The 9,524-nt window shown below is 43.9% G+C and carries 11 protein-coding genes and 1 pseudogene; 4 read left to right on the forward strand and 8 right to left on the reverse strand.

Annotated features, from left to right (window positions below; all coding sequences use genetic code 11):
- A pseudogene (locus PVV66_RS08645) lies at positions 1 to 142 on the reverse strand (addiction module antidote protein, HigA family); the annotation flags it as partial.
- Between the two features lie 87 nt (positions 143 to 229).
- Here PVV66_RS08645 and PVV66_RS08650 point away from each other — a divergent pair.
- A complete protein-coding gene (locus tag PVV66_RS08650) occupies positions 230 to 409 on the forward strand; it encodes a hypothetical protein (protein WP_273719422.1) in 180 nt (59 codons plus the stop codon).
- 325 nt (positions 410 to 734) lie between these two features.
- On the opposite strand, the gene PVV66_RS08655 is transcribed toward PVV66_RS08650, so the two are convergent.
- Genes PVV66_RS08655 through PVV66_RS08685 form a run of 7 tightly spaced genes read right to left on the reverse strand, consistent with a single transcriptional unit; the run spans position 735 to position 8,712 of the window.
- A complete protein-coding gene (locus tag PVV66_RS08655) occupies positions 735 to 2,096 on the reverse strand; it encodes a Bgr_08870 family protein (protein WP_273719424.1) in 1,362 nt (453 codons plus the stop codon).
- Between the two features lie 14 nt (positions 2,097 to 2,110).
- Complete coding sequence (locus tag PVV66_RS08660; RefSeq protein WP_273719425.1) at positions 2,111 to 5,254, reverse strand: DUF4815 domain-containing protein; 3,144 nt, start codon at positions 5,252 to 5,254, stop codon at positions 2,111 to 2,113.
- Position 5,255: 1 nt separating this feature from the next.
- Positions 5,256 to 6,362 carry a phage tail protein gene (locus PVV66_RS08665; RefSeq protein WP_273719426.1) on the reverse strand — a complete coding sequence of 369 codons (1,107 nt, stop codon included), beginning with the start codon at positions 6,360 to 6,362 and terminating at the stop codon, positions 5,256 to 5,258.
- Positions 6,362 to 7,189, reverse strand: coding sequence for a baseplate J/gp47 family protein (locus PVV66_RS08670; RefSeq protein WP_273719427.1), 828 nt, complete (start codon positions 7,187 to 7,189; stop codon positions 6,362 to 6,364). The genes PVV66_RS08665 and PVV66_RS08670 overlap by 1 nt, the downstream gene beginning before the upstream one ends.
- Positions 7,186 to 7,527 (reverse strand): GPW/gp25 family protein, encoded by a 342-nt coding sequence (locus PVV66_RS08675; RefSeq protein WP_273719428.1) that lies wholly within the window; start codon positions 7,525 to 7,527, stop codon positions 7,186 to 7,188. Before PVV66_RS08675 ends, PVV66_RS08670 begins: the two co-directional genes overlap by 4 nt.
- A complete protein-coding gene (locus PVV66_RS08680; protein ID WP_273719429.1) occupies positions 7,524 to 8,189 on the reverse strand; it encodes a phage baseplate assembly protein V in 666 nt (221 codons plus the stop codon). The genes PVV66_RS08675 and PVV66_RS08680 overlap by 4 nt, the downstream gene beginning before the upstream one ends.
- Positions 8,170 to 8,712 (reverse strand): hypothetical protein, encoded by a 543-nt coding sequence (locus tag PVV66_RS08685; protein ID WP_273719431.1) that lies wholly within the window; start codon positions 8,710 to 8,712, stop codon positions 8,170 to 8,172. Before PVV66_RS08685 ends, PVV66_RS08680 begins: the two co-directional genes overlap by 20 nt.
- Positions 8,713 to 8,761: 49 nt before the next feature.
- Between PVV66_RS08685 and PVV66_RS08690 the strand changes: the two genes are divergently transcribed.
- The 3 genes from PVV66_RS08690 to PVV66_RS08700 form a co-directional block, all read left to right on the forward strand.
- Positions 8,762 to 9,034 carry a toxin HicA gene (locus PVV66_RS08690; protein WP_026017295.1) on the forward strand — a complete coding sequence of 91 codons (273 nt, stop codon included), beginning with the start codon at positions 8,762 to 8,764 and terminating at the stop codon, positions 9,032 to 9,034.
- Positions 9,024 to 9,341: a type II toxin-antitoxin system HicB family antitoxin gene (locus PVV66_RS08695; RefSeq protein WP_273719435.1), complete on the forward strand. Its 318-nt coding sequence runs from the start codon at positions 9,024 to 9,026 to the stop codon at positions 9,339 to 9,341. The genes PVV66_RS08690 and PVV66_RS08695 overlap by 11 nt, the downstream gene beginning before the upstream one ends.
- Positions 9,342 to 9,386: 45 nt before the next feature.
- On the forward strand, positions 9,387 to 9,524 hold a 138-nt coding region (locus PVV66_RS08700; RefSeq protein WP_273760981.1), incomplete at its 3' end, for a CopG family antitoxin.

Raw genomic sequence — 9,524 nt, forward strand, 5'->3', positions numbered from 1 at the left:
CTTTAAGGATACCGTGCAAGTGCTGGCGTGATATTTGAAGAATCCGAGCAATTTCGGTTTTGCTTGCATTTAAATGTTCTAAGGATTCAGCTAAAATTTCTCCTGGATGAGAAGGACAACGATTAGGATTACGTGTGGTCATGGATAGTCTTCTTTGCAATTAATTTTAAAACCGTTACAATTTAAACAATATGCCATCGATATTATATCATTTAAAGAAATTTAAAAAATGAACATCAAGCCTATTCGCACTGAACAAGATTATCAAGAAGCCTTAGAAATTGTGTCTGCAATGTTTGATAATCAACCTCAAGAGGGGACTCCAGAATTTGATCAAATGAAAACTCTTGTATTATTAATTGAAGCTTATGAAGCCGAACACTATTCTGTTTCTCCAACTCATGCGTAAAGAGAAGCACAAACTCATGGAGGGAATAAACTTGCACGTCAACATCAAGGATTTTACAACCACACCAATAACTGTCTGATCAAATATTGCTAAAAACTCAGATCTCTTACCATCCTTAATAAAGTGAATACAAAGTTTAAATTCTATTGCCATTTTGCTCTCCAAATCAATGGAGAGACCATAACAATACTAATCCTCTCTCATAAGCCTGACACTGTCAGTCAAAAAGCCATTTAAAAGGGCTTTGAAGAGAACTTTAAAAAGATCATACAAACCTGCTTATACAACAAGCACCATTTGAATTGTGCTCTCTTTGGTTATGTAATTAATCTTTCCACAATCTTATAAGGACAGCACCATCAGCTCCAGCACCACTTGGAGAAGAATCAGAGTGAGCACCAGCACCGCCACCCCCAAAACCACGTCCTGCTTTTCCTGAACTATGGGAACCTTGTCCCATCCCACCAGAGCCACCTCTTGATGTATCGCCTCCAGCATCACCACCGTTACCACTTATACCGCTTCTTCCATTCGTTCCAGCATAACCATTGCCGCCTTTGGCAAGTCCTGGATGTTCGTCTGTTGCTAAACCCAAATTTCCACCAACTCCTCCAGCGCCACCAGAGCCTGAGTAACCCGTTCTTGATGATATGTTATAATAAGCAGCAGTTCCATTACGTCCTCCTGTAGCGGTAATAAAATTCTTTCCAACGATTGTTGTTCCTCCAGAATTACCTTGTACACTCCGCCCTGAAACAGAAGCTCCTCCTTTACCAATGACTATATCCTCATGACCGTTTAAACTTGCTTTATAGCCATACCACACGCTGCAACCGCCACCGCCGCCACCGCCTCCCAAATATGGAGTATCCGATCCACCGCCACTACCGCCACCACCCCAAGCTTGGATTTCAACTTTTGTGTTATCTGTTACCCAATCGGGCCATTCAATTTTGCCATTTTGCGTATAGAGCAATTCAGCATCAGCAAGAGCCGGCCAATTGGTGATTTTATCGGTCAAATCTTTTTTTAGCCTCTTTATCCCTGCCAAGATGGCTTCATCCACTTGCGCCTTCGTATAAACAACATCACCGTCCACTTTCAGCGGTCCTTTAAGCAAGCTTCCACTTGCACTTAGGCTGGTGATCACTTGGCCATTCTGGATAAGATTAAACGACGAATTGCCTAAAAGCTCTAAGCCACCACTCATGGTGACTTTGCTGGTAAATTTATTATAACTTTGCCATTCATTGGCTTGTTTTAGGCGACCATAGCTGGTCAGATCTTGATTGATTTTGGCTCTAAAATCATCAAGCCCCACGATATCTTCGGTTTTATGTTGGTGCGCACCTAACAGTGAGACAGCACTGCCAAAGGTGAAGTTATTGTTGCTTGATTTATAGAGAACATAATTGTTGGCGGCATCTTTTGCCCCCTCGATATCGCTTAAATCAGCAAAAGTGAAGGTTTTATCGGCTGCCATCTTGCCATTAAGGGTACTTTCTAGATCTGTGATTTCACTTATGGTATGCGTGTGGTGTAAAGGGGCTTTTTCGTCTATTTTTTCCTCAACCGCTACAAGCGCTTGATCAAGTTTGCCCAAGTTTTCACGCAAAATGGGGAATTCAGAACTGATAAAACGCCCCTCTTTAGGCAATTCCATGTCGAGTTTTTTGGTTTTTGTCATCTCTCATTCTCCCCTCATAATATGCCAGCGCCAAAATCACGCACCATGGAACGCGCTGCTGGTCCACCGGTAAGGGTGAGTTTAAGGCGTGCTTGTCGTGCTGTTTTGTCACCACTGACAAATTTGCGTTCTGTCCAAAGTGGTTCAGCAAGTTGTTCTGTTTCATCGAGTTTTAAAGGGGTGAAACTACCATCATCCAGTTGCATCTCCAGTGTAAAGGTTGCACCACCTGGCAAGAATGTTTTGATATAGCTGGTCAATCTTGCCTTTTCCCCAAAGGCAAAAGCCCGCGTGATATAAGTTGCTGTTTTATGGATCTTTCCTGCAATCAACTGAACCGGGGCAAATAACACCGGAGAGAGTTTCTCTGTGCCTTTAAGAATGGCGCGAAGCCTTACCTTTTCATTGATATATTCGCTAAGACTGAGCAATTGAAAGGGTAGCAGTTGGTAAATTGTGCCGTTGTTCCTTTCAATTTCAAAGATGACAGAGCAATCGCTTGAAGGCAATTCGACAGCTGCACGCACTTGCAAATCAGAACAATCCACAAGATCAAAGGTGCCTAAATCAACCCTCTTTTCTGTTTGCCTGTAGCGTGCAGCCAACACCCGAAAGGCTAATGCTTCATCTTGATGGGCGCTCCAGCTTTGTGCATTGACAGAAGAAAAGCGCGGACCCGTCACATAGGGGTGGCTTGAGACATATCTTTGGCTGTCTTTATCAAAATCCCCAAGTTTAGCCAGTGATACGGAATGATCCACATCATCGGTTTTAATGACAAAGGCGGTGAGACGGTCATCAGGAACGGTTAAGGGTACATCATAGCGTGCGCCAGCCCAGCCGGTTTTGGCACCCTTCATGGAATAGGAGGTTTGGGCTTGAATATCAGCGGTAGGATAACCGTTTTCGGTGGTGACCAAATCAATCACCAGATCATGGGCTTGATTGCCTATTTTACAAAGATGAAAATCAATCCCCGTGATTTGCCGTGTTTCATCGGGGGTAAAGACTTGGGCTTGCGGGTCTACTTGTGTCCATATTTTCACTGTGGTGGTACGCCGCATCACCTTTACATCAATCACCCCTTGACCGGTAAAAAGCCCCGTTGCTGTTGTTCCACCTTTCCCTCGTGCTATAACATTTTTTGTACCGGCGGGAATGTTTGGAGGAATCTTGAAACTCCCTTCAAGGGTGCCTTTGCTATCGGCAACAAGGCGGCTGTTTGGTAAGACATCCACACCATCAAAGGTAAGACTGTCCAAGATTTCTCCACGACCAAAACCTTCAATCTTAAAATTCAACTTAATTTGTCTTAAAAAATCGATTTGCTCTCGAGTCTCATTGATGAGGTCATCACGTACTTCCGTGTTACGGATAGTTCTCCCGCGATTCCAGCCCATATTGAGTTGATTGGTGACACTTGAAAGCCAATCGGTGCGCTGTTCATGCCAAAAATCTGTTGCGGGATTAAGGGTGACTGTTCCAGGGAGAGGTGCAAAATTTTGATAGGGGTTGATCTTTTCGCAAGCCGTTGTCAATTCTTGTGCAATGATCACTTCATTTGTCCAGTCAAGGGTGATGGGTGCGGTCAGGTGAGCGGTGTAAAAGGTTGGATCAATGGCAAGCTGTAAAATGCCATGACCAATAGCCCCTGTTTGTTCAAAACCTTCGTCTCTGTAACTGTCATCGAGAAAAGGGTCTGCAAACATGCCTTTTTTGGCAACGGGCTCTTTAGAGTCAACATTGCTTTTAATGCGCTCTAATTGCATCAGGCGGTCAAGGGAAAGCACCCGTTGAAAATAACGCCACATCTCATCATAAGGCGCAACACGCGTGCCATCATTGACCACAAAGGGGGTGCTAAGCCAATTGTTGGTAATGGTAGCAAGGGAGAGCACATCATCCGGGACACTGGGCGCCATGGGTTGGTCTGCCGAGACGCCTTTGATATAGACAACATTGCCTCCTGTGTTGAGACCAATACGGTCAATGCGGGGGAGTTTATAAGTGTAGCTTACAATGATATCACCTCCCTCAGCCCCTCCTGAGACGGTGATTTCCTGCGCTGTTACTTTATCCGCTTTTATGCTCGCGCGGTATCGATAGGTCACTTTATAACTACTGCCGGGGAGTGGTTCATCCCCCATGGGCGCCCAATCAATGGTGTCTCCGGTTTTTTTGAAATCCTTGCCTTCTTTAAATTCCTTGGTTCCTTGAACAATTTTGATAAAAGCGGTGATGCTTTTGTCCGCCACCCCATCACGCCCGGAGGCAACTGCACCGCGGGTTATTGTCACGGTTTTTTCTTTCGTCAACAAAAGGGAATGAACAGCAGCAATGGGAGCGTAATAGGTTTTAAAGGTAAAGCTTGTCTTGCCCTTTGGAGGTGCAAAAATATGGGTTTCACTAGGAACGGCACTTGTCGAAAAGTCCTCGAGTTCTTCATAGCGCAAAGCGGCCAAGCGCTTGCGTTTGAAACCATTGATATTGGCTTCTCCCTCTTGAATACTGAACACTTGCTTTTGTCCCTCTTGCCCCAAAGCTGTGACACGGCATCCCCCCACAATATAGTGTCCATGGGCGCGATCATACGTCGCAATGGCTTGCATAGCCGGTTCAAGGAGTGAGGGGGATTTTTGATCAATCAAAACGCCATCTTGCAAGATATAGACCGGAAAAAAAGTCCCTTTCTGGTCATCATCTTTGAGAGCCCAGACAAGTTTTGCGACCTCGCGTGCCGCCCCGGGTTCTCCTTCTGCCAAGGAGCCTGGAACTTGTCCTAACAGTTCTGGATCATCCTCATAGGTCACCCATTTCTTTTGCAACTTTACACCGATTTCCACGCGCCCCATCATGGAAATATTCGTGAGAACAGCATTTGAGACGGGAAAGATATCGCCTGCGATATAAATCTTGCCCTCTGTTAAGGTAACGGTTTTTGTGTCTTTATTGACAAAGGCATCTGCTCGTTCAACGCGGTCTCCTTCTTGTGCCACAAGGCGCCCCAAACGGTCATGACGCCCCCTGATGATGGTTTGCATTTCATTGAGTTCACCCGCTTGAAGAAAAGAGCGCCTGCCATAAAACACCACGCTTTGTTGTTCATCTTTGCCGACCGATCTATCAATTGCAAAGGGTAAGCCGCTTTCATGTTTCATGTTAAAACCTCAATAAAATCTTGAATTGTTCGCGAACATCAGCACGCAAAGAAATGTTGATGGGTGTTTTAAGGATCTCCACTCCACCACGTAGTTCATCAGCCCCTAACCAAAGTTTACCAAGGGGTGTTTGTTCTACGAGAGAGCCATGAATGAGAAGGGAAACAGAGGCAGCTTGTTTGTCATCAACATCCTCAAAATCTGTGCGGGCAGCAAGAAACAGCATGGTACCAGTTGGGGAAGGATTAAATCTGTTACCGCAATGGCTGTAGGCGCCATCGATCGCTTGTTCAATAGGCTGGACAATGTTGCATCTTCGATAGCCAATCAGAGTATTTTCAACGTCTCTTAAAGCCAAATAAAGGGGACGGTTTTGGAACCACTCTGCCATGAGTATATCGCGTTCGTGTTTTTTGACCGAACACCAAGGAAAATTTGCCAACTCCCAAGGGTAATCGATTTGGCTCCAGCTTAACTCCTCATCTGTGTCATCAATCCAGTTGCCAATGCGTTTGCCTTCTTCTTTTGTGAGCGTGTGTTTGATTTGTGTTGTGCGTCCAAAGGAAAACAGTGTGTCACGAGCTGTTAAGCGCACGCCACTTTCAAAATCCAGCATGCTGTCATCAAGGTGTGACATATCCCCCTCTATGGCTTCCACATCATAACCATAGGTCCCACGGCGGAAATCAGAGCGAAAGCTTTTGGAAAGGTCGACAATCGCTCCAATGGCTTCAAGGCTGCTTTGTTCAGGCAATTGATCAAAATCAAGTTGAAAGGAATTCCACCATGCACGCCCAGACCATGCGGGTGTAAAGTGCGCGGAAATCTCTAACCATCTCAACCCCATCTCTATTGCTGCAACAGAGCCGCGCAGGCGCTGCCATGCAAGCCCTTGGTCAATCAAATCATAGAGGTTTGGAACATAAGGCGAAAGTTCACCAAGTCCATATTCTTCAATCAACCATGGCAAAAAGCGGGGAGGGCGTGTGATTAGTTTTGCACGTGAAATCCCCAAAACAGACCCATCAACATCTTGATGAAAGTCGCAAGCATCGGCAAGGCGTTTCTCAAATTCTGTTGCATGTGAAGGGAGAAGCGAGCCAACCATTAGCGCGCCCGCCCTTTAAAGTTTAAGGTGATTTTGCCAATCGATAAGATTTCTTCATCACAAACCGCACTGTCCTTTGTGGGTGTAATGGCAATCACTTTCTGGACACCAGGGATCATCAGTTTTGAAACCCACCACGAGAGGCTTAATTCGCGACCAATGGCTTGTTCTTGTTTCCAAGCTGTGCGTAAATTTTCCTCCATTGTCGTGAGAATTTTCAAAGATGCTTCTGGAAGCAGCCAAACATCGGCTTCTAAGTCTAGCGCTTTTTTGACAGCAGCATGCACAATGATGGTATCATTGGTCATGATGATATTTTTTCTGTGAAGAGCTTGTGAAACTGTTTGTAAGAGATCTTCAGAGGCTGTCCCTTCTTCATTGTTGCCAAAAACAGCAACATAGATGGTTGGATCTTTGCCTTTGCGGTAAATAATGGCATCTTTCACACGACTATCGGCTGTTAAGGCGATAAGCTTGTAATAGGGTTCTGTTCCACTTCCATTTCCCCCACGGGCATGAAGCTGTATGCGTTCACGATACCTCTCATCACTCTCACCCTCTAAGCGGGCAATACCGTGCCAGTTTCCCAAAGCATCAAGGGATTCACCGGTGGCAAAATCAAGAATATTATTGCGTGCTGCCTCATTGATACGCTGTCTTAAAAGCAGTTCTCGATAGCTAAAAGCCTCAATAACTTTTACGGCTGGATCACTTTCCAAAAATGTATATTCGGGTAAAAGCTCTTTTAAATGGGTAAGAACAGCAGCGCGGATTTCCTCAAAAGAAAGTTCTGTAATAATTTCCGGTTTTGCAAGCACTCCATTCATTGTATCAATAATCCTTCCATGGTAATGGGCTTTCCTGAGGGCAAATACATGCCCTCAAAGGACAGAGAAACTTGTCCGGTTCCAAGCATTTTAAAATCAATCTTTTGGAGCTTAAAACGTGGTTCCCATTTGTCTAAAGCCTCAGCAACGGCGGCATAAAGAGCAACAGAAAAGCTGCTGTTAACCGGTGCATCAATGAGTTCTGCAATACGTGAACCATAATCACGTCGCATCACCCGTGTGCCAATGCGTGTTGACAAGATATCAATAATCGACTGTCGCAAATGCTCTATGCCAACCAATGGCTTTCCTGTTGTACGGTCCATTCCACTGTTCAATTCGGACCTCCTGTCATGGAACCACCAGGGAAAACACCTCCATGAACATGGGTTGCTCCGACATTGGTGCTGTTATGCTTTAATTCCCTTGAATTGATGGAAACCTCATTGCTTGAATGAAGAGAAATTCCATCTTGTGAATGGAGTGAAATGTTGCCCTTTGCTTTTAAACTCAGATTACTTTCTGAAGTGATTTTGATGCCTTCTGGTGCACTAAGCTCTAGCTTACCAGCATCTCCTTTGAGTGATACGCCATCAGAGATGGTTAGGATAAACTTTCCTCCCGATTTTATATTAAGGGCATAGGTGTTTTGTTCATCATCATATTCAAGGCTGGTACCATCGGGATAAAGTGTCTTATGAATATTGCCTTTATCAGCTGCTTGGTTCGCATCGGTATGAATAGAGCCAACAATCACCCCTTGTGATAAATCGCCTGATGATGAGACAACAATGACTTGTTCTCCAACATCGCGCCCTTCATAAGAGCGTGTTTTACCAGCACGCGCTTGGGTATCTGGAATCCAATCACTGATAAGATTTCCAGTTTTTACTCGATAGCGTGCGTTTTTATGGTCAACATGGCTAATTTTACCCACCATAACCATATTGGCCACGCGTCTTTTTAAATCCGTGATCTCTTTATCGCGTCGCTCTAACATGGTCACCTTCAATTTTATGGTATTTGTCTTTGTTTCCCATACCTGTTTCGGGTTTAAAACCGACAAGGGGTTCAACAACTCCTACGGTTGCATTTCCTTCATCAGGGTAGGGGATATTGGTTATGTGCGTCACGTCAAAGGTTAAAATTGCACCGTGGAGCGCTAGGGCGCCATTATCACCAAAGGCAAAAGCAATATTTTGCAGGCGGCATGTCTCAACGGTGTTGTTAAGATTGGGGTTGGTGTGGAAAATCTCTTCAACTTCCCACGCTAATTGGTCAACAAAGCGTGCACCCTCTTCACATGTTGCATAGCATTCAACGTCTACTGTTAAAACACGCCGCCTTAAGCCAAAATCATGTCCATCTTCAATGGTTTCACTTTGCGTTGAGATATTAATAGCGGGCATTGTTTCAATAAATAAATTGAAGTCACGCATATTGAAAACATTGTCACCAGCCACTGTTTTTGCTGCCTTTATCAAAGCAACAAATGTTTCTCTTATCGTCTCGCGGGGATGCATGGGGGCTCCTGTTCAATTAAGTGTATAAAGTGATTGACTAGGATTAATAATGATACTATTATTGGTTGTGAGTAATAAAGTTGAAAAAATAATCAGCTTGATGAAAGCATCACCAAAGAACATTAAGTTTTCAGATTTGTTGGCTGTATGTGTCTATTTCTTTGGAGAACCACGGAACAATGGTACAAGCCACTTTGTTTTTAAAACACCGTGGCTTGGTGATCCTCGTGTGAATATTCAAAAAGATTCTGGTAATAAAGCAAAAGCTTATCAGGTTAAACAAGTCTTACAAGCGATAGAAAGGATGAAACATGAACAATAATCATTATACATATCGTGTTTTGTGGTCGCAAGAAGATGAGGAATATGTCGGATTATGTGCAGAATTCCCATCCCTTTCATGGTTAGACGCTCAAGCAGAGAAAGCTTTAAAAGGCATTATGGATCTCGTTTCAAAGGTTGTTGAGGATATGCAACACAATGGAGAAGAGGTTCCTGTGCCTTTGTCACATGGTAAATATAGTGGTAAGTTTCAATTAAGAATTCCACCAGAACTTCATAGAAAACTAGCAATTCAAGCTGCCGAAAATGGTGTAAGTTTAAATAGATATATTTCTTCTAAACTTTAAAGCTTTTAAAGGCAGCTTATACGCACCAAAAAAAGATTAATTTTTATGGAAACCTCTCAATTAAAACAAATACCCGTTTTCAAAACGGATGAAGAAGCAGAAAACTTCGTTGATACTGCTAATCTTACGGATTATGACTTAACTGGTTTTAAACCCGTTCATTTTGAATTCTTACCTAAAGAA

Source organism: Bartonella sp. AU16XJBT (assembly GCF_028618665.1).
In the GTDB taxonomy this organism is placed as follows: domain Bacteria; phylum Pseudomonadota; class Alphaproteobacteria; order Rhizobiales; family Rhizobiaceae; genus Bartonella.